This window comes from Tahibacter sp., from assembly GCF_035481375.1.
Lineage (GTDB): Bacteria > Pseudomonadota > Gammaproteobacteria > Xanthomonadales > Rhodanobacteraceae > Tahibacter.
This window is the reverse complement of the sequence record NZ_DATIGT010000110.1, coordinates 1-24,970: the sequence shown is the minus strand read 5'-3', so window position 1 is coordinate 24,970 and position 24,970 is coordinate 1. Positions and strand designations below refer to the sequence as shown.

At 67.7% G+C, this 24,970-nt stretch carries 19 protein-coding genes; 7 read left to right on the top strand and 12 right to left on the bottom strand.

Annotated elements, in window-relative coordinates:
• The first annotated feature begins 4 nt into the window (after positions 1-4).
• The 3 genes from VLF18_RS06915 to VLF18_RS06905 all read left to right on the top strand — a co-directional run bounded on the left by VLF18_RS06915 (position 5) and on the right by VLF18_RS06905 (position 3,532).
• Positions 5-2,062: a DUF7452 domain-containing protein gene (locus tag VLF18_RS06915; protein WP_325278886.1), complete on the top strand. Its 2,058-nt coding sequence runs from the start codon at positions 5-7 to the stop codon at positions 2,060-2,062.
• A gap of 207 nt (positions 2,063-2,269) precedes the next feature.
• Positions 2,270-2,827, top strand: coding sequence for a hypothetical protein (locus VLF18_RS06910; protein WP_325278885.1), 558 nt, complete (start codon positions 2,270-2,272; stop codon positions 2,825-2,827).
• 126 nt (positions 2,828-2,953) lie between these two features.
• The gene (locus tag VLF18_RS06905) at positions 2,954-3,532 is read left to right on the top strand and encodes a TIGR00730 family Rossman fold protein (RefSeq protein WP_325278884.1); all 579 of its coding nucleotides are present in this window, start codon (positions 2,954-2,956) and stop codon (positions 3,530-3,532) included.
• A gap of 22 nt (positions 3,533-3,554) precedes the next feature.
• On the opposite strand, the gene VLF18_RS06900 is transcribed toward VLF18_RS06905, so the two are convergent.
• Positions 3,555-4,211 (bottom strand): NAD(P)-dependent oxidoreductase, encoded by a 657-nt coding sequence (locus tag VLF18_RS06900; protein WP_325278883.1) that lies wholly within the window; start codon positions 4,209-4,211, stop codon positions 3,555-3,557.
• Between the two features lie 101 nt (positions 4,212-4,312).
• On the opposite strand from VLF18_RS06900, the gene VLF18_RS06895 reads away from it, so the two are divergent.
• Positions 4,313-5,218: a LysR family transcriptional regulator gene (locus VLF18_RS06895; protein ID WP_325278882.1), complete on the top strand. Its 906-nt coding sequence runs from the start codon at positions 4,313-4,315 to the stop codon at positions 5,216-5,218.
• 1 nt (position 5,219) lies between these two features.
• Here the strand turns inward: VLF18_RS06895 and VLF18_RS06890 are convergent, their stop codons facing one another.
• A complete protein-coding gene (locus VLF18_RS06890) occupies positions 5,220-6,110 on the bottom strand; it encodes a phosphate/phosphite/phosphonate ABC transporter substrate-binding protein (protein ID WP_325278881.1) in 891 nt (296 codons plus the stop codon).
• A gap of 181 nt (positions 6,111-6,291) precedes the next feature.
• On the opposite strand from VLF18_RS06890, the gene VLF18_RS06885 reads away from it, so the two are divergent.
• Positions 6,292-6,666, top strand: a complete 375-nt coding sequence (locus tag VLF18_RS06885; RefSeq protein WP_325278880.1) for a YciI family protein — start codon at positions 6,292-6,294, stop codon at positions 6,664-6,666.
• An 18-nt stretch (positions 6,667-6,684) separates the two neighbouring features.
• On the opposite strand, the gene rarD is transcribed toward VLF18_RS06885, so the two are convergent.
• From rarD to VLF18_RS06870, 3 genes are all read right to left on the bottom strand, one after another.
• Positions 6,685-7,566, bottom strand: a complete 882-nt coding sequence (rarD, locus tag VLF18_RS06880; RefSeq protein WP_325278879.1) for an EamA family transporter RarD — start codon at positions 7,564-7,566, stop codon at positions 6,685-6,687.
• 130 nt (positions 7,567-7,696) lie between these two features.
• Positions 7,697-9,127: an MFS transporter gene (locus tag VLF18_RS06875; RefSeq protein ID WP_325278878.1), complete on the bottom strand. Its 1,431-nt coding sequence runs from the start codon at positions 9,125-9,127 to the stop codon at positions 7,697-7,699.
• 109 nt (positions 9,128-9,236) lie between these two features.
• Positions 9,237-10,151, bottom strand: a complete 915-nt coding sequence (locus VLF18_RS06870; protein ID WP_325278877.1) for a LysR family transcriptional regulator — start codon at positions 10,149-10,151, stop codon at positions 9,237-9,239.
• Between the two features lie 98 nt (positions 10,152-10,249).
• Here VLF18_RS06870 and VLF18_RS06865 point away from each other — a divergent pair, with 98 nt between their 5' ends.
• The gene (locus VLF18_RS06865; RefSeq protein WP_325278876.1) at positions 10,250-11,110 is read left to right on the top strand and encodes a CPBP family intramembrane glutamic endopeptidase; all 861 of its coding nucleotides are present in this window, start codon (positions 10,250-10,252) and stop codon (positions 11,108-11,110) included.
• 31 nt (positions 11,111-11,141) lie between these two features.
• Here the strand turns inward: VLF18_RS06865 and VLF18_RS06860 are convergent, their stop codons facing one another.
• From VLF18_RS06860 to aceE, 3 genes are all read right to left on the bottom strand, one after another.
• A complete protein-coding gene (locus VLF18_RS06860) occupies positions 11,142-12,299 on the bottom strand; it encodes a PQQ-dependent sugar dehydrogenase (protein ID WP_325278875.1) in 1,158 nt (385 codons plus the stop codon).
• A 463-nt stretch (positions 12,300-12,762) separates the two neighbouring features.
• Entirely contained in the window at positions 12,763-15,363 is a 2,601-nt protein-coding gene (locus tag VLF18_RS06855) for a hypothetical protein (RefSeq protein WP_325278874.1), read from the bottom strand.
• 403 nt (positions 15,364-15,766) lie between these two features.
• Positions 15,767-18,454 carry a pyruvate dehydrogenase (acetyl-transferring), homodimeric type gene (gene aceE, locus VLF18_RS06850; protein WP_325278873.1) on the bottom strand — a complete coding sequence of 896 codons (2,688 nt, stop codon included), beginning with the start codon at positions 18,452-18,454 and terminating at the stop codon, positions 15,767-15,769.
• Positions 18,455-18,822: 368 nt separating this feature from the next.
• Between aceE and VLF18_RS06845 the strand changes: the two genes are divergently transcribed.
• Complete coding sequence (locus VLF18_RS06845) at positions 18,823-20,883, top strand: hypothetical protein (RefSeq protein ID WP_325278872.1); 2,061 nt, start codon at positions 18,823-18,825, stop codon at positions 20,881-20,883.
• 72 nt (positions 20,884-20,955) lie between these two features.
• Here VLF18_RS06845 and VLF18_RS06840 read toward each other — a convergent pair whose 3' ends face one another.
• The 4 genes from VLF18_RS06840 to VLF18_RS06825 form a co-directional block, all read right to left on the bottom strand.
• Complete coding sequence (locus VLF18_RS06840) at positions 20,956-21,126, bottom strand: hypothetical protein (protein WP_325278871.1); 171 nt, start codon at positions 21,124-21,126, stop codon at positions 20,956-20,958.
• A gap of 9 nt (positions 21,127-21,135) precedes the next feature.
• Positions 21,136-23,442, bottom strand: coding sequence for an NADP-dependent malic enzyme (locus tag VLF18_RS06835; protein ID WP_325278870.1), 2,307 nt, complete (start codon positions 23,440-23,442; stop codon positions 21,136-21,138).
• A 153-nt stretch (positions 23,443-23,595) separates the two neighbouring features.
• A complete protein-coding gene (locus VLF18_RS06830) occupies positions 23,596-24,252 on the bottom strand; it encodes a hypothetical protein (RefSeq protein ID WP_325278869.1) in 657 nt (218 codons plus the stop codon).
• A gap of 20 nt (positions 24,253-24,272) precedes the next feature.
• Positions 24,273-24,914: a DUF7003 family protein gene (locus tag VLF18_RS06825; protein ID WP_325278868.1), complete on the bottom strand. Its 642-nt coding sequence runs from the start codon at positions 24,912-24,914 to the stop codon at positions 24,273-24,275.
• Positions 24,915-24,970: the final 56 nt, after the last annotated feature.

Sequence of the window (24,970 nt, the reverse complement as noted above, 5' to 3'; positions counted from 1 at the left end):
CACCATGCCGCCGTATCGCCCGCTCGCCCTGCTCGCCGCATTGACTCCGCTCGCGCCCGCCACAGCCGCCGTCTGGCCGGGCGCGGCGCCCTGCAACACGACGCTCCAGGCCTGCATCGACGCAACGCCGAACGGCGGCAGCGTCGTCCTGGAGAGCGACGCGACCATCGATGAAAGCATCAATCTGTACAACCGGAGTCTCAGTGTCGTCGCCGGCGCGGGCCGGCGGCCGACGCTGGCGCCGGGCAACTGGATCATCGTGAGTTCGGCCGCGATCCTCGGCGACCAGAGCGTCACGCTGCGCGGCCTCCGGCTGCGGGATTCGTACGTCAGCGCGACGTATTCCGGCGTCGGCACGGCCACCTACGACTTCTCGGGCCTCGTGTTCGAACAGACTTCGCTGCCGGCATATCTGCGCATCGAAGGCCGCCCCGGAAACACCGTGCAGGCGCAGATCTACGACAACCGCATCGCCGGCCGGCCGCGCAATCTCAACGCCGGACTCATCGAACTCGTCAACGGCGGCGGCACCTTCAACGCGACGGCGTACTACAACCAGGTCAGCAACACCTCGGCCATCGCCACCGATGGCGCCGGCATCTTCGTCGACACCATCGCCGGCGGCAGCGGCACGGTAAAGCTGCACGGCAACGTCGTGCGCGGCGGCTTCTTTCGCGCAGGCCTGTTCGTTTCCGAAGGCCTGTTCTCGTCCACCGCGAGCGACTTCAACGCGCGCCTCTACAACAACGTCGTCGTCTGCGCCGACAACTCCGCCGGCGGCGGCACGAGCGGCTCGGGCATCAGCTTCACCGTCGGCAACGGCCACATCGACGGGCAGGCGGTCAACAACACCATCACGCGCTGCAACAACGGCATCAACGCGAACCAGTGGAGCGGCGGCGGCGCCGGCGCGACGATCGGCGGTCTCGTCAAGAACAATCTCGTCGTCGGCCAGCGCGGACTCGCGTTCACGGCCGGTCTCGCCGATTCGCTGACGAACGACTACAACCTGCTCAACGTCGCGACGAACTTCACCGCACCGGGTCCGAACACGATCACGTCCGACGCGAGGCTCGTCGGCTTGAGCGTGCCGCGCCTGCGCGCCGATTCGCCCGCGGTCAACGCGGCCGACACGGCCACGCTCGGCCTCGGCATCATCTTCAACGCATTGCCGACGAACGACGCCGACGGCCTGCGCCGCATCAAGGGCGGCAGTGACGACGCCGACATCGGCGCCTACGAATACGGCGATCGCAGCCTCACCCACGTCGCGACGAGTGCGAACACGTCGGGCGGCTATATCACGCGCATCGACAACGCGGTACTCGACAACGACGCTGCGGCGAATCCGATCGCGACGCCGAACTGGAACGCGAGCGGAGCCGGCGTCGCCAACGACACCGCGTTCGGCATCTACTACTTCGGCGGCAAATGGCGGCTGTTCAACGAGGACACGACCACGCCGATGCCGCTCAACGCCGGCTACAACGTGTTCGCGCCGGCTCCCGGCGGCGGGGCGTTCCGCCACATCAGCACGGCCGCGAACACAAGCGGCTATGTCACGCGCCTGGACAACGGCAGCGTGAACAACCTTCCCGATCGCATCATTCTGGTCACGCAGAACTGGAGCGCCGGCAGCGAGGTCTACAACGCGCATCCCATCGGCCTGAACTACCTGCCCGCGAGCGGCGGCGGCGAGTGGCGCATCGTCAACATCGATCTCGCCACCGGCGGCACGATGCCGGTCGGCGCCGGCTTCAACGTCTATGCGCAGCAGGCGAGCCCGAACGCGTTCCGCGTCAGCGCGACGTCGGCGACCAGCAGCATCGTCCTCGATCATCCGCTGCTCAACGACACGCCGTGCGCGCGCCTGCACGTGACCCGCCTGATCGCCGGCACGCCGGTACCGAACAACTTCGACGTCTACTACGGCGCCGCCAGCGGCCGCTGGCGCATCTTCAGCTACTCGACGCTGCAGCCCGGCAACGAATTCAACGTCGTCGTCGACCCCGCGCAGGTGCTGGACTGCACGGACCGGATCTTCGCGAACGGCTTTCAGTAGCGGGAAAGAGTGGAGCGGAGCGGGAAAGATATGGAGAAAAGCGAGAAACGAGTGGATGCGCCGCGCGCTTCTCAGTGCTGCATGCACCAGCACGACCGCATGAGCCGCAGGCCTGCCGCTTTCTCTCTTTTCTCGCTCCTACCCCCTGTTTCCTGCCCTTCGTGGCCCGTTCCTTGCTCGTCCTCCACCGTGGAGGAGGACCGCGCCATGAGTCGAATTCTGACCGACACCGCTGCGACCGCGCTGTGGCACCAGTTGATCCGCGAAGCCGAGCACAACGGCGCCGCGCCGCTCGACGACGAGGCCGAGAGCTATCTCGTCTTCCTGCTGATGCGGCATCTGCGCGATGCAGAACTCGGCGGACGCGTCTTTGCGCTCGACTACCTCGAAGCGCTGCACGACGCGCCGACGCCGCGCGAGCAGCGGCTGCGCGACGTCGGCGACCGCTGCCTGTTGATCGCGGGGCTGTATCCGCACCAGGCGCAGCGCCGGCTCGTCGGCCTCGACTATTTCCTCGCGCTCGGCGCGCAGGCCTACGCCGACATCGCCGGCAAGGCGAGCAACGCCTGGGCCGAGCTCTATCGGCGGCTCGCCGCGAGCTTCGCGCGCCTCGTCCGCGTACTCGTCGAAGTGCGACGCCTCGGGTCCGGAATCGACGCGATCGGCGCGCTCGACCGGCACGCGCTGTGCCTCGCGGATCCGACCGGCGCCGCGCAGGAGTTTCCCGGCGCGATCGTAATCGCCGGCGGCAGCGCGATGCATTGAAACGCGGAGCGGAAACTGCAGCCTGCAAGATGTCGGAAACCCGAGCGAGATCCCGCTTTCTCGGCTCACCGCTGCCTACGATTCCCGATTCCCGCTGTCTATACTCGCGCTTTTGCGGGGAATCCCATGCGCATCTGCGTCTATTGCGCGTCCAGCGAACGCGTCGACCCGGTCTATCGCGAAACGGCTCATCGCCTCGGCGCCACGCTCGCGCGCGCCGGCGCGACGGTCGTCTACGGCGGCGGCGGCAGCGGCCTGATGGGCGCGCTCGCCGACGGCGCGCTGTCGGAAGGCGGGTCGGTCGTCGGCATCATTCCGCGCTTCATGATCGACGTGGAATGGCAGCATCCGGGCGTCGCGAATCTCGAAATCGTCGAGGACATGCGCGAACGCAAGCATCGCCTGCTGACGCATTCCGACGCAGTGGTGGCGATGCCAGGCGGCTGCGGCACGCTCGAAGAGCTGTTCGAGGCGATCACGCTCAAGCGGCTCGCGCTGTATTTCAATCCGATCGTGCTGCTGAACACGCGCGGCTTCTACGATCCGCTGCAGGCATTCATGCGCAACGTCATCGACGAGCGTTTCATGAATCCCGAGCACATCGACATGTGGTCGCTCGTCGACGAGGTCGACGAAGTCCTGCCGCGCATCCGCGCAACGCCGCGCTGGCACGACGACGCGCTGAAATTCGCCGCGGTGCGCTGAGCGCGCCGCGGCGTTTCGCGCCTCAGGCCGCAGCGACCGTGAAGCGCGCGCGCGAATGACGCGGGCGTTCGATCTCGTCGGCGATCGCGACGGCGAGGTCGGTCACCGAGATACCCGCCGGCTGCTCGCCGTCGAGCAGCACGTCTTCGCCGCCGACGCGATAGCGCCCGCTGCGCGCGCCGGGCGCGAGTCCGACCGGCGGCGAGACGAACGACCAGTCGAGTTCCCGCTCGCCGCGCAGCGCCGTCAGCGCATCGCGCGCCGCGCGCGCGCCCGGCACGATGTTCGGCGGCACGTGATCGAGGAAGGCCGGCGTGTCGACGAGCTGCACGCCCGGCGCCACGAACAGGCTGCCGGCGCCGCCGACGACGAGGAGCCGCGCGACGCCCGCGCGCTTCGTGCCTTGGACGATCGCGCTGTGGCCGCGCAGGAATTCCGCGTAGAGATCCGGATCGTCCCAGCCCGGGTTGAACGCGCTGACGACGGCGTCGTGGCCGCGTACGGCAGTGGCCACCGCGTCGGCGTCGCGCACGTCGGCGCGGCGCGGCGTCAGGCCATCGCGGGCGGCGAGTTTGTCCGGCGAGCGCGTGACCGCGGTGACGCGGTGGCCGCGCTGCAGCAGTTCGTCGAGGACGGCGGCGCCGACGAAACCCGTCGCGCCGATCAAAGCGATGTTCATGCGGATACTCCGTGGAAAGAATCGAGGCGACTACAGTAGGTACTTCACAATCGCCGCAGTAGACTCGGATTTCCGCATGCATCTGTAAGCGGGGCTTCAAGATGGATGAACTCAAGTCGCTGGCCGTCTTCGCCGCCGTCGTGCGCCAGGGCTCGATGAGCGCGGCGGCGCGACGGCTCGGACTCAGCGCCTCGGCGGTCAGCCAGCAGGTGCGTGCGCTGGAGCAGCTGCACGGCGTCACGCTGCTGCACCGCTCCACGCGCAAGCTGACGCTGAGCGACGCCGGCGCGCGCGTCTATGCCGAATGCGCGCAGATGGTCGACGCCGCCGAGCGCGCACAGCGCCAGCTCAGGACCACGCGCGACGAACCGACCGGCGAACTGCGCCTCGCCGCACCGATCGGCTTCGGTCCCTACATGGCAACTGCGCTGACGCCGCTGCTCGCCGCGCATCCGGCGCTGAGCCTGCGCCTGCTCGTCGACGACGCGATGATCGACCTGATCGACGCGCGCATCGACCTGGCGATCCGCGTCGGCCGGTTGCCGGATTCACACTGGGTCGCGCAGCGCCTCTGCGCGATGCGCCTCGAACTCTGCGCGGCGCCCGGCTATCTCGCGCGCCACGGCGAACCGCGCACGCCGGAGGAACTGCCCGGCCATCACTGGCTGTCGCAGAGCGGCACGGCCACGGCCGCGCGCGGCCTGCAGCTGCGCCGCGCCGACGGCGAGACGCGCGAGCTGCACTTGACGCCGCGCATCGCGAGCAACAATCAGCTGCTGCTGCAACAGATGTGCACGGCAGGTCTCGGCATCGCGCTGATCGGCAGCATCGACGCGCACGGCGATGTCGCCGCGGGCCGGCTCGCACGCGTGCTGCCGGAATGGCAGCTGCCGGCGTTCGACGTCTGGGCGCTGACGCCGCAGCGCGATGCGCAGCCGGCGAAAGTGCGTCACGCGCGTGCGGTGCTCGGCGACTTCCTGCGCGCGCTTCCGGGCACCGAACCGTGAGTCAGAGCAACCGGTCGAGCGCTGCCCTGCCCGCGGCCGGATCGGCGAATCCGGCGGTCAGCGCGTCGTACGCCGCGGCATCCGGCGCGACGAGCCGCGTTGCGCCCGACGCCTCGGACCAGGCGGCGACGAGCGCCGCGAGCACTTCAGGCGCGCGCTCATGCAGCGTCGCCAGCACGGCAGCGGCGCGCGCGCAGTCGATGCGTCCGCCGTCGCGGCAGACGACCGGACCCGGCGGAATCGGCGGTGAGCGCCAGAGTTCGACGACGGCGCCAACCGCACCACCGCGCTGCGCGGCCTGCCACGGCGCGTCGGCGAGTGCGGCGACATCCGCACTCGCGTCCTGGAGCGCGGCCAGCGCGGCGTCGTGCGTGCCGGCATGACGAACCGCGGCGAAGCGCGACGCGTCGAGTCCTTGCGCGGCCAGATGCAAGTCCTGCATGAGCCCGCCGGAGGTCGATCCCGGAATCACCTGCACGTAGCGCAGATTCGCCGAGCCGCCTCGCACGGCCGCAATATCGGACGCGGCCGCACGACGCGCGAGCAGCACGCCGCGATACGCATCGAGCGTCTTCGCAGGCACATCGAACACGGCGAGCGCGCGGATGGCCCGCTCGTCGCGCACGCCGAGGTATACAAAGGTATTCGTGACCGCGAGGTCGATGCTGCCGTCGCGCAGCGCCGCGGCAAGCGCGCGCGGCGAGTCGAGCACGCGCACCACGACCGGCGCGCCCGTCGTCTTCTCCAGATGCGCGGCCAGCGGCGCGAGCGCGGCGGCGCGGTCGTAGCGCGTATACGCGTAGGTCGCGACGACGGCGGGCTCCCGGGCGAACGCGAGCGGCATGCCGGCACCGACCAGCAGCGCGCAGACGAAGCGACGAATCGTATTCATGGTGCTCCCGGTCCGGTGATGACGCCCGCGGCGCGGCGCCGCGCCGCGGAATACTGACGCAATCGCGCGTCCGATCCCATCGCCGCGCGGCCGAGGCTGCGCAGCCGCGCAACATCCGCACTGGCAAGCCGCGGCGACGCGGCTTATCGTCCGCGTTTCCTGCCTCGAGGAGTGGCCGCACATGCGCTTCATGCTGCTGATCTACACCGACGAAAACCTCATCAACGCGCTGCCGCCCGGCGAATTCGACCGGCTCATGCGCGAATGCATCCTGCATGCCGACGAACTGCGGGCCGCCGGCACGTTGATCGATTCGCAGCAGCTCGAACACGCGCCGTCGGCGCGCTCGCTGCGTCAGCGCAGCGAACGCATGGCCGTCGTCGACGGACCGTTTGCCGAAACCAAGGAAATGCTCGCCGGCTTCAATCTGATCGAAGCCGCCGACATGGACGAAGCCGTGCGCATCGCATCGGAGTTTCCGTGGACGCGCACGGGCAGCATCGAAGTGCGCCCGGTCCGCGATTTCGGCGCGGTGCGCGCCCGCGTTTGCGCCTGATGGCGCTGCGGGCGCGCTTCAGCCCGCACGGCGCGCGCGCCACGCATCCCAGGTGAACAGCACGAGCCCGGCCCAGATCAGCGCGAACGTCACCGCGCGCGCCGTGCCGAAGTGCTCGCCGTAGAAACCGACGGCGAGCACGATGCCGAGCGACGGGCTGATGTACTGCAGGAATCCGATCGTGGTGTACGGCAGACGCTGCGCGCCGGCCGCGAACAGCGCGAGCGGCACCGTTGTGACGACGCCGGCCGCGATCAGCAGCAGGTCGAGCGACCGCGACACCTGCGCGAACTGCGCGTGTCCCGTCGTCCACAACTGCGCGAAGTAGAGCAGCGCAAGCGGCGCGACGAGCAGCGTCTCGACACCGAGACCGTTCAGGGCATCGAGCGGCACGCGTTTGCGCAGCAACCCGTAGAAACCGAAGCTGAAGGCGAGCATCAGCGAAATCCACGGCAGCCGGCCGAGCTCGAACACCTGATAGGCGACGCCGAGCGCGGCCAGCGCCGCCGCGGCGAGCTGCAGCGGCCGCAGACGCTCGCCGAGGAAGATCACGGCGAGCAGCACGTTGACGAGCGGGTTGATGTAGTAGCCGAGGCTCGCATCGAGCATGCGGCCGCTGTTGACCGCATAGACGAAGGTGAGCCAGTTGCTGCTGATGAGCAGCGATGTGACCACGAGCGTACCGAGCACGCGCGGGTTCTCGCGGAAATAGTTCCAGCCGACGAAGCGGCGCGTGGCGCCGAGCACGATCGCCATCAGCACGCTGGACCAGATGATCCGGTGCACGATGATTTCCGCCGGAGGCACCTGCTGGATCAGCTTGAAATACGCGGGCGCGACGCCCCAGAGCACGAAAGCCGCGAGCGCGTAGATCAGGCCGCGGCGGTAGATCGGGTCCACGGAAGGTTCCCGGCACGAGGAAAGCGACGCAGTCTAGTCCGGCGCAGGTGCGCGCCGAAATGGTTTCTCGCGCAACGGGCTGCGACGTTGGTCGACAGGCCGGGAATATGCGCGCGGGTGCCTGCGCCGCTCATGTCGCCGGACGCTGCGCCGCTTTCGGCTCCGCGATTTCGCCGCCGGGTTTCGCCTTGCCGGCCATTTCGTGTCCCGCGTCCGCGGGCAGCCGCCACATCGCCCAGAACGACAGCGCCGAGCAGAAGCCGACCACGGCGAACGCGATCGTGAAATTCGCCGCGGCGGTTTCCGGCGCGCCGGTAAACGCCGATCCGAGCTGCAGCGCATAGCCGCCGATCGCGACGCCGACGCTCAGCGAGAGCTGCTGCATCATGCCCGCGAGGCTGCTGGCCTGGCCCATCTGCGCAGGTTCCACGTCGGCGTAGGCGATCGCATTCAGGCTCGTGAACTGCAGCGAGCGGAAGCAGCCGGCGATGAGCAGCACGGCCGACATGAACAGATGCGGCGTGTCGGCACGGAACAGTCCGTAGCCGGCGAGCAGAGCCGACGCGACGAGCGTGTTGACGATCAGCACGCGGCGGAATCCGAAGCGGCGCAGGATGCTCGCCGCGAGCGTCTTCATGAACATCGCGCCCGCTGCCGAGACGAACGTGATCAGCCCCGACTGCAGCGGACTCAGGCCGAAGCCCAGCTGCAGCATCAGCGGCAGCAGGAACGGTGTCGCGCCGACGCCGATGCGAAACAGCGAGCCGCCGACGACACCGGCGCGAAACGTCGGCAGGCGAAACAGGCCGAGATCGAGCAGCGGGTGCGGATGTCGCCGCGCATGCAGCACGTAGGCGACCAGCATCGCGATGCCGACGACGAGACTACCGATCGCGACGCCGAGCGGCACGAGATGCCGGCCTATCGTCGAGAACCCGAACAGCGCGAGCGCGAGGCCGATGCCCGACAGCGCGAAGCCGGTGCCGTCGAGCGGCCCGGGCGGCTCGCGCAGGTTCGGCACGTAGCGATGCGCGAGCGCGATGCCGAGCATGCCCATCGGCAGGTTGATGAGAAAGATCCAGCGCCAGTCGAACCAGGTCACGATCAGCCCGCCGAGCGGTGGCCCCAGCATGGGCCCGACCAGCGCCGGAATCGTGAGCCAGCTCAGTGCGACGACGAGTTCGCTCTTGGGCACGGTGCGCAGCACTACCAGCCGCCCGACCGGTACCATCAGCGCGCCGCCCATGCCCTGCACGAAACGCGCGGCGACCAGCGTCGGCAGCGACACGCTTGCCGCACAGCCGATCGAACCGACCAGAAAAACGCCGATCGCGAGCATGAACGTGCTGCGCGCACCGAAGCGATCGGCGATCCAGCCGCTGACCGGAATGAACACGGCGAGCGCGACGAGATAGGTCGTCAGCGCGAGCTTCAGCGCGATCGGCGAGGTGCCGAAGTCGGCCGCGATCGCCGGCAGCGCCGTCGCGATCGCGGTCGAGTCCATGTTCTCGATGAACAGCGCGCAGGCGACGATCAGCGGCAGCAGGCGTTCCTGTCTCATGGCGCCGAGCCCGCTGCTTCCGATGTCGGGCGGTTTCGCATCGCGCGATTGTGCGAGATGCACCGGCCTGACCGCATGCGACGGAAGTCGATGCTTCGGCGACCGCGCTTCACGCGGCGAGATCCGCATTCGCGAGCCGCTCCACGAGAAACTCGACCATCGCCCGCAACCGCGGCAGCCGGCGCAGATCGCGGTGGTAGCCGATCCAGGTATCGCGCCCCGGCGGTTCGCCGCCGAGGTCGACGCGCTCGAGTTCGCCGATGCGTTCGCCGAGAACGACCGGCAGCACGGCGAGTCCCGCGCCATGCGCACACAGGCGCGCCTGCACGTCGCGGCTGTTGCTGCGCAGTCCTATGCGCGCGCGCGGCAACGCACGGGAAAGCCAGCTGTCGTCGGGCGTGCCGGCGAACGCCGCATCGAGTGCGAGCAGCGTGCAATGACTGCCGTCGCCGCGGCGCGGCGGCGGCAGTCCGCTGCGCTGATAGACCGCGTAGCGCACATGCATGAGCTTGCGCGAGACCACGTCGGGTTCGGTGAACGTGCGGATGCGGAACGCAAGATCGGCTTCGCGCCGCGACAGGCTCAGGAAGCGCGCGTCGGTCAGCAGCTCGATGCCGACCTGCGGATGCCGCACGGCGAAATCGGCGAGCACGGGCGCGAGCACGTGCGTGCCGAACCAGTCCGACGACGTCAGCCGCAGCGGGCCTTCAAGCTGCGTCGCGCGGCCGGCTAGGCGGCGCTGGATCGCGAGCGCTTCCTGTTCGATGCGTTCGGCGTGATCGAACACGGTCGCGCCTTCGTCGGTCAGCACGAAGCCCGCGGCCGTGCGCTGGAACAGCGCGTGCCCGGCAGCGGTTTCCAGTGCGCGCAGGCGCCGCCCCATCGTCGGCTGGGTCATGCCGAGCCGGCGCGCCGCGGCGCCGAGGGTGCGCTCGCGCGCGATCGCGAGAAAGATGCGCAGGTCGCTCCAGTCCATCGTGTTCAGTGCCATCCCGAGATTCATGCAGTTCTGCATGACCATCATGCCGATTCGGCTATTTCCGTGCACGAATGACTGGCCTACCGTTGGCCGGTCCGCGCCGCGCAGCCCGCGTGACACCCACGCGTGTGCCCGGAGTCTTCGTGATCGATCTTCGCCCTGCCCGACGTCTTCTCGTCCGTCTCGTGCTCGCGGGCCTGTTTCTCGTCGCAGCCGTGCAGGCCTACCGGCTCGCGCTGCTGCCGGCGCTGCTCGCCTTGTTCGAGCCCGGCGAGGCCGCGACCGGCGTCATCCGGCGCTTCGGCATCCTGGTCTTCGCGCTCGCGAGCTATTTTGCGTATGTGCGCCTTGTGGAAAAACGCGCCGCGCGCGAGTGGTATCCGGCGCCGCGCGCGATGCTGACCGCGGCCGCCGCGGGAGCGGCGCTGATCTCGATCACGACGCTGTCGCTGTTCGCGCTGGACGCATACCAGCTCAGCGAATACCGCGGCCTGCGCGGCGAACTGGTCCGCGTGGCTAGCGTGATCCTGATCGCCGCAACGCTGGAAGAACTCGTCTACCGCGGCATTCTGTTCCGCCTCGTCGAGGACGCCTGGGGCACCACGCCCGCGCTGTGGCTGCAGGCCGCGGTCTTCGGCGTCGGACACCTCGAAAACGTGATCGAGCAGGCCACGCCGCTCGACATCGCGGCAACCGTGCTGTCGTGCATGCTGCTCGGCGCGTTCTGGGCGCTGGTTTACGTGTGGACGCGCAACCTCTGGGTCGCCAGCCTGAATCACGCGGCGTGGAATTTCGCGATCGTCCTGAGCGGCGCACCGCTGTCGGGTCTGGAGGAATGGCGCGCCGTCGCGCCGATCGCCAGCACGGTGCAGGGACCGGCCTGGCTGACCGGCGGAATCTTCGGCCCGGAAGCCTCGGCGATCACGCTCGTCGTGCTGACCGCGTGTCTGGTCTTGCTCTGGCGCCGCACGCGCGAGCGTCGGCGGCGCGCAGCGCAGGACTGATCGCGCGCGACGGCGAATCCCGAGGCACGTATCAGGGCTCGAAATCGTCGGCGAAGATCGCGTCGACGAGCGCGATGCGATACAGCGTCGCGGTGCCGATGCCGTAAGTGCCCATGTAGAGCGAGCCGTCGGTGCCGGCGCCGAATCCCGTCGGCGGTTTCGGCGACTGGCCGAGCGCCGTGCTCGTCCAAGCCAGTTCGTCGCTGCTGCCCGCCGCGTACACGGTGTTGCTGCAGAAGTCGGCGTAGACGTAGCGGCCTTCGAGATTCGCGTAGAACGCGTGACGCATGCGCAGCCCGCCGACGACGGCGCAGCCGGCGTTGTGGTCGTATTCGATGACCGGCTGCCACAGGCCTGTCGTGTCGCAGCCGGGGTTCGGATAGCAGTGCGTGCCTTCCATGCGATTCCAGCCGAAATTCACGCCGGACGACGTCCCGGACGGCACGTGGTCGACTTCTTCATAGAGCGACTGGCCGACGTCGCCGAGCCAGAAGTCGCCGTTGAGCGCATCGAAGCTGAAGCGATACGGATTGCGCAGGCCCAGCGCCCAGATCTCGGGCCGCGCACCGACCGTACCGACGAACGGATTGTCGGCCGGAATGCCGTAGGGCTGCCCGACAGGAACATTGTTCACATCGATACGAAGCACCTTTCCGTACAACTCGGCCAGCGACTGCGGATCGTGTACCGGCGTGAACGGCGGCCCGCCGTCGCCGCAGCCGATGTAGAGATAGCCGTCGGGCCCGAAGCGTACTTCGTTGCAGTTGTGCGTCGGATGCGGCTGGCTCAGCGTCAGCAGCTCCGTCTCGGAAGCCGGGTCAGCCGCGAGCAGCGGTCCCGGCAGCAGCCGGAAACGCGCGACGCGCGACGCATCGTCGAGCCGGATGTAGTGCACGTAGACGTGGGGATTGGCCGGGAACGCCGGCGGCAGTGCGAAGCCGGTCAGGCCCTGCTCGAAACCGCTCGATTTCGTGCGGTCGGTGATGTCGAGAAACGGTGCCGCGCGCAGCACGCCGTTCTCGACGAGGCGCACGCGCCCCGGCTGTTCAGCGACGAACAGATCGCCCGGGAAGAACGGCGTCGAGACGATGGTCGTGAGGCGGTCGAGGTTCGCTGCGACGGGTTCGAAGGTGACGAGGTCCGCACGAGCGCCCGCAGCGAGCACTACCATGCCCAGACCAATCTGCATTCTCTTCGATTTCACGTCGCCCGCCCCTGCGTCCCCTGGCGCGGGATCGTAGCCGCAACGGCGTTTCGCGCCTATGCCGTCAACGCTTGCGACCGCTTGTGCGGGACGTTACGCAGGCCTCAGTCGAACCCGTCGGCGAAGCCGTGTAATAGGGCTACGTCGCTGGCCTGGGCGACGAACTGGCCTGTGCGACGCCGCTTGCATCGAGCTATGCGAGAAGTGCGTGCCGCCAGATCGAGGGATTCCGGTAATCATCGCGTTGACGCTCTGCTGACAGTGTGTCGCTGCCGGCGGCACGACCTGGGAAAGGAACTGCGTGCAAGGCCCGAATCACCCGGCGATCTCGGTCCTGTCGTCTCGGGCCGGATCTGCACCGGCGATTCGGAAGCGAGCTGCTGGAGAGCCCCGATGTCGCGACGCAGTAGCGTGCGACGGCACCTTCCATTTGCGGAGTCAACGTAGCTCACGGCTGGAAATTCCCCACGAATATCGCATCGACAAACGGCTCGACACGCCACAGCTCCGAACCGTGATGGCCGTCGTCGGCCGTGAAATACGCGACATTGCCGACGCGGGCCAGTTGTTCGGGCGCAGAGGACCGCCGCCCGGGCGCGATGTCGGCGGCGAGTGCCCAGTCATTGCCGGTACCGTCGACGCGACAGAGTTCGTATCCGGTATCAGCGCCCCAGCAGGAAAAGACGACCGTGTCCGCATCGACGACGAGCGGCGCGCCGGTGCCGGGATAGAACCCGGCCGGCGGCAGCACGCGTCGCGTGCCGGCCGGCGTGCCGTCAGTGACGATGTAGGCCATCTCGTCCGGTTCGTATCGCCGCGCGATGAAATGCACCTGCGTACCGGTCGATGCGATGACGTCGTTGGCGATGCCGGCGTAGGCATCGAGCAGCTGCGTGCCGGCGACGCTGCCGTCGGTGACCCAGAGCGCGCCGGAGTAGGTACTGAAGATGGAGCGCTGGCCCAGCGGCGCGAACGTGGCGAACCGGTCGTGTTCGGTGGAGACCAGGCGATACGTACCCGCAGCAGTGCCGTCGGAGCGATGCAATCCGCAGTCCGAGCCGTTCGGACCGAGGCAGGCCATGAACAGCAGCGCGCCGCCGGCCGTCACGCCGGCGATGTTCGGACTCGTTTCGGTGACCGCGAGCCCCGGTGCGATTTCGAACGTGCCCGGCATCGTGCCGTCGCTGCGCCACAGACGATCGTTGAACTGCAGGATGACGGAGGAACCGAGGCCACCGATCAGTCCGTGCCTTCCGCCGGTGTCGTTGCCGCCGGACAACAGCACGCCGGCCTGGAGATCGGTGTCGCGCCGACCGCAAAGACTCAGATTGTGGAACCCTGGCAATGTGCACAAGAAAACCAGCACCCGGCCGTCCGCGCTGGCACTGAGCGCATGACTGGCCGGCAGATCCCAGATCGGATACGTCGCGCCGAAATCGCGGCTCGTCCAATACAGCCGCGCGGCCGGTTCATTCGCATTCGACGTCGAGAACACGATGCCGTCGTCGAACGCGGCGATCGAGGCGACGGCACTGCCGGCCGGATGAGCCAGCGCGCGCGTACCCGCCGGCGTGCCGTCGGTGCGCCATAACGGCGAGGCAGGGGCGCCGGGCCTGTAGACGGCATTGGCGAAGAACACGGCACCGTCGCGCACGACCCCGCCGGCGTAAGGCGCCGCGACACCATCGCCGGTGCGCTGCGCGATGTCGTGCAGCAGGCCCGTGCCGGCGGCGGTTCCATTGCTGCGCCAGAGTTCTTCGCCATGCACGCCGTCGTCGATCGCGTCGAACGCGATCGCGCCGAGCGACGCGATTTCCCAGACACTGCGGAACACCGGCTTGCTGCCGAGGTTCGTCGCCTGTGCGGTCAGCGGATCGATCGCGTACAGCGTGTCGCCGCCGTGCACGAAGAAGCGTCCGCCGGCTCCAACGACCGGCCCCGCGTCGGCAAGCTGCAACGGAACGCCGGCCAACGTCGCGGGATGCGTTCCCGACGCGGTGCCATCGCTGATGAGGATCGAATAGGACTCGCCGAATGAAGGGCGATATGCGAACGCGAGCCGGCCGCCCGCGTTCGCGAGGTCGCCGGCTGTCATTCCGGGCAGATCGAGCACCGGCGCGACCTGGCCGCCGCGAAACAGGCGGACGAACCGGTTGCCGTTGTTCAGGACCTCTCTGCTCAGTACGAACGCGGCACCGCCGACTGCGGCGAGCGGACCCGATGCGTTGTCGTCCGCGACGGCGGCGAACACCGTCCCCGCCGCGGTGCCGTCGCTGCTCCAGAGCGCCCAGCCCGGATTGCGATCGATCAGTACATGGCAGAGGTTGCCGGCGCGAACCGCAGCCCGCGGAAACCCCGACTCCGGAAGCGGCGTGACCGCCTGCGTGCCTTGCGCCGTGCCGTCGCTGGTCCAGAGGACGCGCTGCGACCCGTTGCGACCGACGAACACGACGCGATCGTCCAGCGAGCAGGCCGTGCGCGTGCTGACCGAATTGTCGAGCGGCGTCGGCGAGTAACGCCGCTGCGTGCCTTCCGGCGTGCCGTCCGTGCTCCAGACAGTGCCGTCGACGAGATCGGTGAATAGCACATGGCCCGGCGCTTCGCCGACGCGGCCGATGCGCCATGTATAAATATTGTACTGCGCAGCGAATTCGACCAGCGGCGTCGGCTGGCGCCTGTCGAGATCGAGCGCGAACAGCACGTGACGGTAGCCGTCAAACGGGTAGTCGGTCACATCCTGCGTCGAGACGATGAGCCGGTTGCCGATCCGGCCGAGCACATAGGGATTGGACAGAACACCATCGGCGGAAAAATCGTGGACCAGCCTCGCCTGCGCCGACACGCCGTCGCTCGCGAACAGCTGCCGCCCGACGTCGGCGCGCCACGCGGTGAAATACAGCAGTCCGTCATGCGCATAGAAGCCGCTCGGATTCGAGTCGGCGACGACCGGCGACGGGTTGGCGTCGGTCACGAGCGTCGTGCGGACCGGTCCCGCCCATGCCGGCGTCGTTGCGAGCGCAGCGAGGAATAGTTTTTTTGCGACGTTCATGGAATGCCTGTATTGCGAAACGGCGGCGGCCGGGCCGGACGCGCGCTGGGGTTGCGCCGGCTCGAACGCGCGAATTTGGGATGACTCGTACGGTCGGCCGAACCAGCTGCACGACTTCGCAGGCAGCGGCCATAGCGATCGCAGCGCGGTCGCTATGGAAAGACAATCGCAGTCAGGGATAAAACGTGATCAGCGCGCCGTGTACCGCGCGAAGCAGCGGCTTGGAATATGCGCGGCGGCCGAATGGACAGCAAACCGGTTCGGTACGTTCGGAAGCGCCATCACGACGATTCCCACGACCGACGCTTCCTTCCCATCAATCGCGGCCAGACGCCGCGCTCCCTGCATCGACGGGTCGCGGGATGCATACCGGCGCATCCCGCGACCTGTCGGATGGACGACATTACACCGTCGTCGGATTCGCCTTGTCCGCATCGATCTTCCATTCCTTGATCGCGCGCGCGACGTCCTTCGCGTGCATCTTGCCTTCGGCGGCGAGTGCGGCGATGGCCGCTTGTGCAATGTAGTAGCGGTCGACCTCGAAGAAGCGGCGCAGGTTCGCGCGCGTGTCGCTGCGGCCGAAGCCGTCGGTGCCGAGCACGGTGTAGCGCATTCCGTCGGGAAGGAACGCGCGGATCGAGTCAGCGTGCTGGCGCACATAGTCGGTCGCGGCGATCGCCGGGCCGGCGCGGCCGTCGAGGCACTGCGTCACGTAGGCCTTGCGCGGCTTGTCTTCGGGATGCAGGCGGTTCCAGCGTTCCGCGTCGTGACCGTCACGGCGCAGTTCCGTGAAGCTCGGGCAGCTCCAGATGTCGCTGCTGACGCCGAAATCCTTCTCCAGCAACTCGGCCGCGGCGATGACTTCGCGCAGGATCGTGCCGGAGCCCAGCAACTGCACGTGCGGCGCGTTCTTCTTCGGCTTGCCGCCGTCCTTGAACAGGTACATGCCCTTGATGATGCCTTCCTCGGCGCCCGCGGGCAGGTCGGGATGGCTGTAGTTCTCGTTCATCACGGTGATGTAGTAGTAGACGTCTTCCTGTTCGGTCAGCATGCGGCGCGTGCCGTCCTGCAGGATCACGGCGACTTCGTAGGAAAAAGTGGGGTCGTACGACTTGCAGTTCGGAATCGATCCGGCGAGCAGATGGCTGTGGCCGTCCTCGTGCTGCAGGCCTTCGCCGTTGAGCGTCGTGCGGCCGGCTGTGCCGCCGATCAGGAAGCCGCGCGCGCGCATGTCGCCGGCGGCCCAGCACAGGTCGCCGACGCGCTGCATGCCGAACATCGAGTAGAAGATGAAGACCGGCAGCATCGGCAGGTCGTTGGTGCTGTAGCTCGTCGCCGCGGCGATCCAGCTGCAGGTCGCGCCGGCTTCGGTGATGCCTTCCTGCAGCACCTGGCCGGCCTGATCCTCGCGGTAGTACAGCAGCTGGTCGGAATCCTGCGGCTTGTACTTCTGCCCGAACGGCGCGTAGATGCCGATCTGGCGGAACATCCCCTCCATGCCGAACGTGCGCGCCTCGTCGGCGACGATGGGCACGATGCGCGGACCGATCGCCTTGTCGCGCAGCAGCAGGTTGAGGCCGCGCACGAATGCCATCGTCGTGGAGATCTCTCGCTCGCCGCTGCCCTTGGTGATCTGCTCCAGCGCGGGGAGCGCCGGCGTCGGCAGCGAGGCGGACTTCTGCCGGCGCTGCGGCAGCGAACCGCCGAGCGCCGCGCGGCGCTCGAGCATGTACTGCACTTCGGGCGAGTCCTTGCCCGGGTGATAGAACGGCACGTCCGCGAGCTTGTCGTCGGGCACCGGAATGTTGAAGCGGTCGCGGAACGCGCGGATCGCGTCGTCGTCCATCTTCTTCTGCTGGTGCGTGATGTTCATCGACTCGCCGGCGCCGCCCATGCCGTAGCCCTTGACGGTCTTGGCGAGGATCACGGTCGGACGGCCGTTCGCATTGCTGACGGCTTCGGCGTAGGCCGCATAGACCTTGTGCGGATCGTGGCCGCCGCGATTGAGGCGCCAGATGTCCTCGTCGGACAGGTTGGCGACCATCTCTTTCAGCTCGGGATACTTGCCGAAGAAGTTCTCGCGCGTATACGCGCCGCCGAACGCCTTGCAGGCCTGGTATTCGCCGTCGACGGTTTCCATCATGAGCTTGCGCAGCAGGCCCTTGGTGTCGCGCGCGAGCAGCGGATCCCAGTACGAACCCCAGACCACCTTGATCACGTTCCAGCCGGCGCCGCGGAACACGCCTTCGAGTTCCTGGATGATCTTGCCGTTGCCGCGCACCGGACCATCGAGGCGCTGCAGATTGCAATTGATGACAAAAATCAGGTTGTCCAGATTTTCGCGTCCGGCCAGCGAGATCGCGCCCAGCGATTCGGGCTCGTCGGTCTCGCCGTCTCCCATGAAGCACCAGACCTTGCGGTCGGTAACCGGCATCAGGTCGCGGTGCTCGAGGTATTTCCAGAAGCGCGCCTGGTAGATCGCCATGATGGGACCGAGACCCATCGACACGGTCGGTGTCTGCCAGAAATCCGGCATCAGCCACGGGTGCGGGTACGACGACAGGCCGCCGCCGTCGACTTCCATGCGATAGCGGTCGAGCTGCGCCTCGTCGATGCGGCCTTCGAGGAACGCGCGCGCATAGATGCCCGGCGAGGAATGGCCTTGCACGTAGAGCAGATCGCCCGGATGGTTCTCGCTCGGCGCGCGCCAGAAATGATTGAAGCCGACGTCGTAGAGCGTCGCCGACGAGGCGAAGCTCGCAATGTGTCCGCCGAGTTCGCCGGGCTTGCGGTTCGCGCGGACCACGGTCGCGAGCGCATTCCAGCGGATCAGCGAGCGGATGCGCCATTCGATGGCGGCATTCCCCGGGTTGCGCTTCTCGGCCTGCGGCGGAACGGTGTTGACGTATTCGGTCGTCGGCTGGAACGGCAGATGGCCGCCGGCGCGGCGCGTCGCATCGACCATGCGTTCGAGCAGATAGTGCGCGCGCTCCGGACCGTCGGCGCCGATCACGGCATGGAGCGCATCGATCCATTCCTGGGTTTCGGTCGGATCGAGATCCTGGTTCAGTATGTCCTGCAGCATGTTCATGGGTGTCCCTCCACGAACGCCGTATGCCTGGGGAGGAGTGGCGTTCTATTGCTGTTGTCGTTCTGTCGAAGCAGGGTCGCCGGGCGGCGACGCATCGAGCCGAGTGTACCGGCTTACCCGGGCACGCTGTATGGCCAACGGCCGTTTGATACGCCCCGGCGCGGGAGTCGTCGCGAACACGCGTCCGTCACGGACCGGAACGCTCGCTAAACAAGTTCTTGACAAACTCGCAACCTTCACGGGCCACCTCCTAGGCTGCGGCGCACGTGTCATCCCGACCGTCGTCGCGACCTCAGCGGCGTCGGCCGGGCGAATCCGGACAGGCGTCCGGCGCGACACCGGCAGATTCGAAACAGGGAGGAACGGTCATGAGCAAGTGGATGAGTCTCGTCATGCTGCTGGGCTGCGGCATCGCGCCGGCGGCCGATCGCGTCGTCTACGACGAGGGCCTGCAGAACGGCTTCGAAAACTATTCCTACGGCGGCGGCAGCACGTTCGACAGCACCGAGCAGCCGCATACCGGCGCGCTGTCGATCCGCTTCGTCGGCGGCGGCGGCAAGAACGCGTACAACGCGGTGTCGTTCTACACCGATCCCGATCTCCTGACCGACAACTATCCCGTGCTGCGCTTCTGGGTGCACGGCGGCCTGACCGGCGGGCAGCAGCTTTATCTGTTCCTGCAGCAGAACGGCATGATCGTCGCCGAGGCGGAACTCGACGCCTACATCGCGGGCGGCAGCATCGCCGCCGGCGCGTGGCGTGAAGTCGTCGTGCCGCTGACGAGCGGCGCGATGGGTTATTCCGGTTCCTACGATCGCGTCGACATCCAGAGCGACTCGGAAACCGTGCAGCCGCTTCTCTATATCGACGACGTCGTGCTCGCCGAAGGCTTTTCCCCGCCGCCCGATGCGATCTTCCGCAGCAGCTTCGAGGACGACGGCCTGCCGCCCGCGCCGAACGGTCTCCTGCAGGAACGCGGCGTCGGCGTGCAGGGCTTCGTCAGCGACCGCTTCACCTGGCGCGACAGCGCCGGCGAACCGCGCGTCGCCGTGCTCGCGCACAACGACGGACAGGTCGGTCCGACCGGTTCGCACGGCGGCGAGCTGCGCGAGTTCCGCTACCAGGTCGCCGGCGACACACGCGTCGTCGCCGCGTCGACATCCGGCGCCAGCGGCTTCGGCTATGTCGTGAGCCACCGCAGCGAAGGCACGAACGGTATCGGCTCGGACGATTCGCCGCTCGGCCACGGCTTTTCCGGCGCGTATGAGCGCGTCTGGCAGGGCCGCCACCATGCGATCTTCCGCTTCACACAGAACTACCCGCGCTGGGCCAAGACGACCGCCGCCGTGCCGAACGCGCTGTATCAAGTGCCCGTCACGATCGACTGGATGTTCTCGACCGGCCGCGACAACCCGCTCTGGGCAATTTCGTGGGATCTGACCGGTGTACCGGCCGACGCGGTCGAAGCGGATTCGCGCGCGCCCTACGGCGAATTGCTGTTCGACGGCAGCACGAGCGAAGGCGCGCACAGCGTGATCGCCGGCGTCGGCTGGGGCGACCGCTACAAGTTCACGACGGTTTCGACACCGGTCACCTACGCGAGCAACTGGAACTGGGACACGCCGAACACGATTCCCTATGTGAAACTGTGGACGACTGCCGTCGATGCGACCATGGGCACGGTGCAGACCCAGCCGATCACGCAGCAGGACGCCGGCGGCTACTACGGCACGTCGCGCTGGAACACGACGAGCGCCGCCGGCAACGCCTGCACGTCACCGGCCTCGCTGATGCCCTGCGACTACAACTGGCCGTTCCAGTCGATCAACTATTCCTTCGCCGGCCCGACCACGCCGACCAACAGCACGCGCCTGGCGTGGGGCACGAATTTCGGCTTCATCGGCCAGTCGAGCTACTACACGCATGGCTCGGCGTTCTGGGGCGGCCCGCTGCCGAATACCACCGCGGCGGGCTGGCCGCGCAAGAGCTACTCGACCTACGTCGTGCTCGGCACGCACACCAGCGACCCGGTCGGCGTGCAGGTCGCGCAGCAGGAGGCCGTGCAGTCGCTGACGGTGACCGCCACGGTCGGCAACGTCGCCACCAGCGGCCCCGCCGGCATCAATCGCCCCGACACGATGACCTACGCACCGGCCGGCTATGACCCGGTCTACGGCACACTGGCCTTCGTGGCCGCCGGCAACGCGCTCGACGCGAATATCGCCGTCGGCGCAGGCACGCTGCGCAAGCCCGTGATCGTGATCCGCAACATCACCGGCGTCGACTATCCGGTCGTGCGCCTCAACGGCGTGGCGCTGACCCTCGATACCGATTACTTCCCGTCGCTGCGCGAGGAAACCGGCGATCTGTGGATCACGCTCAACAGCGATCTGACCGGAGCAACGAACCGGCTGGAGCTCGTGCCGTAGCATCCGAAGAGACCGCGAGCACGCCCGCTGGTGCGCTCGCGGTCTCCAACAGCCCGAATGAACTCACCTTCCTCAGTCCGGATCGCCGCGGCGCTGCCACGGAAACATCCGCAGCAAGCTGTCGTAGCGCTTTTCTCCGGCAGTCATCCCGGCGGCGCCGTAAGAAGAGTGGAGAGCTGCGAGGAGTGAGAAACGAATTGCGGCGCCTTCGCCGTCACTCGTTTCTCGATCCTCTTCACTCATTCCGCGGCTTCACCCGCCGATCGACGCGCCGTGCTTCCCCTGCCCGCGGATCTGCGCCTCGACCGTCGAGATCGCGGTCATGTTGACGACACGGCGCACGGTGGCCGACGGCGTCAGCACGTGCGCGGGCTTGGCGACGCCCATGAGGATGGGGCCGAGCACGACGCCGTCGGTCATCGCGCGCAGCATGTTGAAGCTGATGTTGGCCGAATCGAGATTCGGGAACACGAACACGTTCGCCGCGCCGCTGAGCTGCGAATTCGGGAACAGGCGATCGCGGATCTCCGGCACGAGCGCGGCGTCGGCCTGCATCTCGCCTTCGACTTCGAGCTTCGGCGCGCGCTGGCGCAGGATCTGCAGCACCTTGCGCATCTTCGCCGCGGAGGCCGATTCGGAGCTGCCGAAATTGCTGTGCGAGAGCAGCGCGATCTTCGGATGGATGCCGAACAGCTTCAGACGGATCGCCGCCTGCAAAGTCGCCTCGGCGATTTCCTCGGCGCAGGGTTCATGCTGCACATGCGTGTCGAGGAAGAAGAACACGCCCTTGTCGTTGAACACCCCCGACATGGCCGAGGGCTGCTGCACGCCGGCGTCGAAGCCGATGATGTCGCGGATGTAGTTGAGCTTCTTGCCGTAGCGGCCGACGACGCCGCAGATCATCGCGTCGGCCTCGCCGCGTTCGACCATGAGCGCGGCGATCACGGTCGAGCGCGAACGCACGACCGCCTTGGCCAGCGCCGGCGTGACGCCGCGGCGTTCCATGATGCGGTGGTAGTGCTGCCAGTAGTCGTTGAAGCGCGGATCGTCGTTGATGTTGCACAGATCGAAGTCCACACCGGACTTGATGCGCAGGCCGATGCGCTCGATGCGCTTCTCGATGACTTCGGGACGGCCGATCAGGATCGGCCGCGCGAAACCTTCGTCGACGACGACCTGCACCGCGCGCAGCACGGTTTCCTCTTCGCCTTCGGCATAGACCACGCGTTTCGGATCGGCCTTCGCGCGATCGAACACGGGCTTCATGATGAGGCCCGTGCGGAACACGAAGCTCGTGAGTTTTTCGCGATAGGCCTTGAGATCGGCGATCGGCCGCGTGGCGACGCCGGAGATCGTCGCCGCGTGCGCGACGGCCGGCGCGAGTTCGACGAGCAGGCGCGGATCGAACGGCTGCGGGATCAGGTATTCCGCGCCGAAGGACAGCGGCTTGCCGCCGTAGGCGCGCGCGGCGACGTCGCTGACTTCGCGTCGCGCCAGCTCGGCGATCGAGTGCACGCAGGCGACCTTCATCGCTTCGTTGATCGTCGTCGCGCCGACATCGAGCGCACCGCGGAAGATGTACGGGAAGCAGAGCGCGTTGTTGACCTGGTTCGGATAGTCCGAGCGGCCGGTCGCGATGATCGCGTCGGGACGCACGGCCTTCGCATGCTCGGGCAGGATTTCCGGATTCGGATTCGCGAGCGCGAGGATGACCGGCTTGTCCGCCATCGTCGCGACCATCTCGGGCTTGAGCACGCCGCCCGCGGACAGGCCGAGGAAGATGTCGGCGCCGGCGACGATCTCGCCGAGCGTGCGCGCCTTCGTGTCGCGTGCGTAGCGCGCCTTGTCCGCGTCCATGTCCTCGGCACGGCCGGCATAGACCACGCCAAAGCGGTCGGCGACCGTGATGTTCTCGGGCTTCACGCCGAGCTGCACGAGCATGTCGAGACAGGCGATGCCGGCCGCGCCGGCGCCGGACGCGGCGAGCTTGACCTTGCCGATATCCTTGCCGACGACCTTGAGCGCATTGATGACGGCCGAGCCGACGATGATCGCCGTGCCGTGCTGGTCGTCGTGGAACACCGGAATCTTCACGCGCTCGCGCAGTTTGCGCTCGACCGTGAAGCACTCCGGCGCCTTGATGTCTTCGAGATTGATGCCGCCGAACGTGGGTTCGAGCGAGGCGATGATGTCGACGAGCTTGTCGGGGTCGAGTTCGTTGATCTCGATGTCGAATACGTCGATGCCGGCGAACTTCTGGAAAAGTACGCCCTTGCCTTCCATGACCGGCTTCGCCGCGAGCGGGCCGATCGGACCGAGGCCGAGCACGGCCGTGCCGTTGGTGATGACTGCGACGAGATTGCCGCGCGCCGTGACCGTCGAGACTTCGCCCGGATCCTCGACGATCGCCTCGCAGGCCGCGGCGACGCCGGGCGAATAGGCCAGCGCGAGATCGCGCTGCGTCAACATCGGCTTGGTCGCAGTTACCTTGATCTTTCCGGCAGGTGCGAGGCGGTGATACTCGAGAGCGGCTTTCTTCAGTTCGTCGGCGTTGGACATGGCGACCGTAGGAGTTGGCAGCGCGGAAGCGCTTGCTGCACAAGGGAAAATTGACGGAGGCCGACTATAGCATAGGGGTCCGGCGCAGCCGTGACGCATAGCGGCGCGGACGCGGCGCGCACTCGCAAAACCGCCTTGTCCGGCGATCGTGCGTCAGCGCACGCGGTCGCAGGCTTCCTCCAGCATCTGCCCGGAACGCACGCCGGCATCGCGACGTGCGCCGGCCGCGCCCGTCGTCCTGAGCGGCAGCTCGGCCTCGCGCGCGATCGCGTCGAAGCACAGCAGGTCGGCGGTCGATACCGGTTCCGCGACGAGTTCGCGCGCACGCAGGCCGCGCAGTTTCGCGACGACGGCGCGTGCCGTCGCGGGCGTGTCGTCGTCGAGCACGACGCCGCCGTCGCGCCGCGACAGGCGATGGCGGAAATACGCCGGATCGACCGGCCCGGCCTTGTCGCCGATCTCGCAGGCCTGCAGCGACGGCTCCCTCGGTTGCGCGCCGCGTCCCGAATCGGCCGGCCCGGGATTGCGCAGCGGCAGCTTCAGCGCGCCGGCGAGCGCGGCAATGCAGGCCGCGTGCTCGGGATTCCCGTCGGCCTCGAGCAAACGTATCCCGGCCCGCCGCGCCGCGTCGGCAAACGCGCGCGGCGAATAGTGCTCGCCGTTCCAATGCACGTAGCGGAACGCCTGATCGATCGCATTCGGCCGGTCGACGATCGCGATGCGGGCCGGTGGCGCAGTCGGTCGCGCGGCGCAGGCCGAAAGACCGGCCAGCGCGATCGCTGTCACCGCGAGCCCGACGGTGCGGAACACGGAAACACGGCTGCACCGCATCATTTCGGCAGCCAGTTCGACCACTGCGTGTTCGGCGCAGCGCTGGCCGGAAACGCCGCGAAATCGCCGCTCGCGATCGCCCGTGCCAGCGCGCGGAACGTGTCGGTCCGGCTCGGCAGGCGATCGAAGTCGGGATGCTGCCACTCGTCGAGCACGAGCGCGCAGGCGAAGCCCGGCGGAACGAACACGTCACGTTCTGCATCGGTCGCGAGCAGCGCGTCGCGATGCCGGTCCAGCAGCGCAACGCTGGCCCAGAAACCGAGATCGTCGGTGAGTTCGCCATCGACCTGCAGCGTCAGCTGCGCCGGATCGATACGCGTGCCGCGCACGATCACGGCTTCGAGGCGCGTATTGTCGTCGTCGGTCTCGACGCAGCCCGGGTCCGTCGTGCGGTCGTTGTCGAAGCCCTGCGGCCCGACGACGCCGGGACCGACGAGTTCGATCATTCCCGCAAGCCCCGTGTAGCCGGGCCACCAGACCAGCGCATCGAACAGCAGGAACCACGAGTCCGCCGACACGTAGACGTGCAGGCGCGATGTCAGGTAGTCGATGTTCATGTTCCCGAAACACGGCATCTCGAACTTCTCGAAACGCGCGTCGAGATAGTCGAGGATCGCAGCGGCATCGGCAGGAACGGTCATCGGGCGCTCGTCGACAGAAAGTGCGCCGAGTCTACTCCCCAAAAAAGAAGGCCCCG

Bases quoted from the DNA above. Each gene is read 5' to 3' on its own strand.
- VLF18_RS06915 (WP_325278886.1), top strand. From the start codon at position 5: ATGCCGCCGTATCGCCCGCTCGCCCTGCTCGCCGCATTGACTCCGCTC.
- VLF18_RS06910 (WP_325278885.1), top strand. From the start codon at position 2,270: ATGAGTCGAATTCTGACCGACACCGCTGCGACCGCGCTGTGGCACCAG.
- VLF18_RS06905 (WP_325278884.1), top strand. From the start codon at position 2,954: ATGCGCATCTGCGTCTATTGCGCGTCCAGCGAACGCGTCGACCCGGTC.
- VLF18_RS06900 (WP_325278883.1), bottom strand. From the start codon at position 4,211: ATGAACATCGCTTTGATCGGCGCGACGGGTTTCGTCGGCGCCGCCGTC.
- VLF18_RS06895 (WP_325278882.1), top strand. From the start codon at position 4,313: ATGGATGAACTCAAGTCGCTGGCCGTCTTCGCCGCCGTCGTGCGCCAG.
- VLF18_RS06890 (WP_325278881.1), bottom strand. From the start codon at position 6,110: ATGAATACGATTCGTCGCTTCGTCTGCGCGCTGCTGGTCGGTGCCGGC.
- VLF18_RS06885 (WP_325278880.1), top strand. From the start codon at position 6,292: ATGCGCTTCATGCTGCTGATCTACACCGACGAAAACCTCATCAACGCG.
- VLF18_RS06875 (WP_325278878.1), bottom strand. From the start codon at position 9,127: ATGAGACAGGAACGCCTGCTGCCGCTGATCGTCGCCTGCGCGCTGTTC.
- VLF18_RS06870 (WP_325278877.1), bottom strand. From the start codon at position 10,151: ATGATGGTCATGCAGAACTGCATGAATCTCGGGATGGCACTGAACACG.
- VLF18_RS06860 (WP_325278875.1), bottom strand. From the start codon at position 12,299: ATGCAGATTGGTCTGGGCATGGTAGTGCTCGCTGCGGGCGCTCGTGCG.
- VLF18_RS06855 (WP_325278874.1), bottom strand. From the start codon at position 15,363: ATGAACGTCGCAAAAAAACTATTCCTCGCTGCGCTCGCAACGACGCCG.
- aceE (WP_325278873.1), bottom strand. From the start codon at position 18,454: ATGAACATGCTGCAGGACATACTGAACCAGGATCTCGATCCGACCGAA.
- VLF18_RS06845 (WP_325278872.1), top strand. From the start codon at position 18,823: ATGAGCAAGTGGATGAGTCTCGTCATGCTGCTGGGCTGCGGCATCGCG.
- VLF18_RS06840 (WP_325278871.1), bottom strand. From the start codon at position 21,126: ATGAGTGAAGAGGATCGAGAAACGAGTGACGGCGAAGGCGCCGCAATT.
- VLF18_RS06835 (WP_325278870.1), bottom strand. From the start codon at position 23,442: ATGTCCAACGCCGACGAACTGAAGAAAGCCGCTCTCGAGTATCACCGC.
- VLF18_RS06825 (WP_325278868.1), bottom strand. From the start codon at position 24,914: ATGACCGTTCCTGCCGATGCCGCTGCGATCCTCGACTATCTCGACGCG.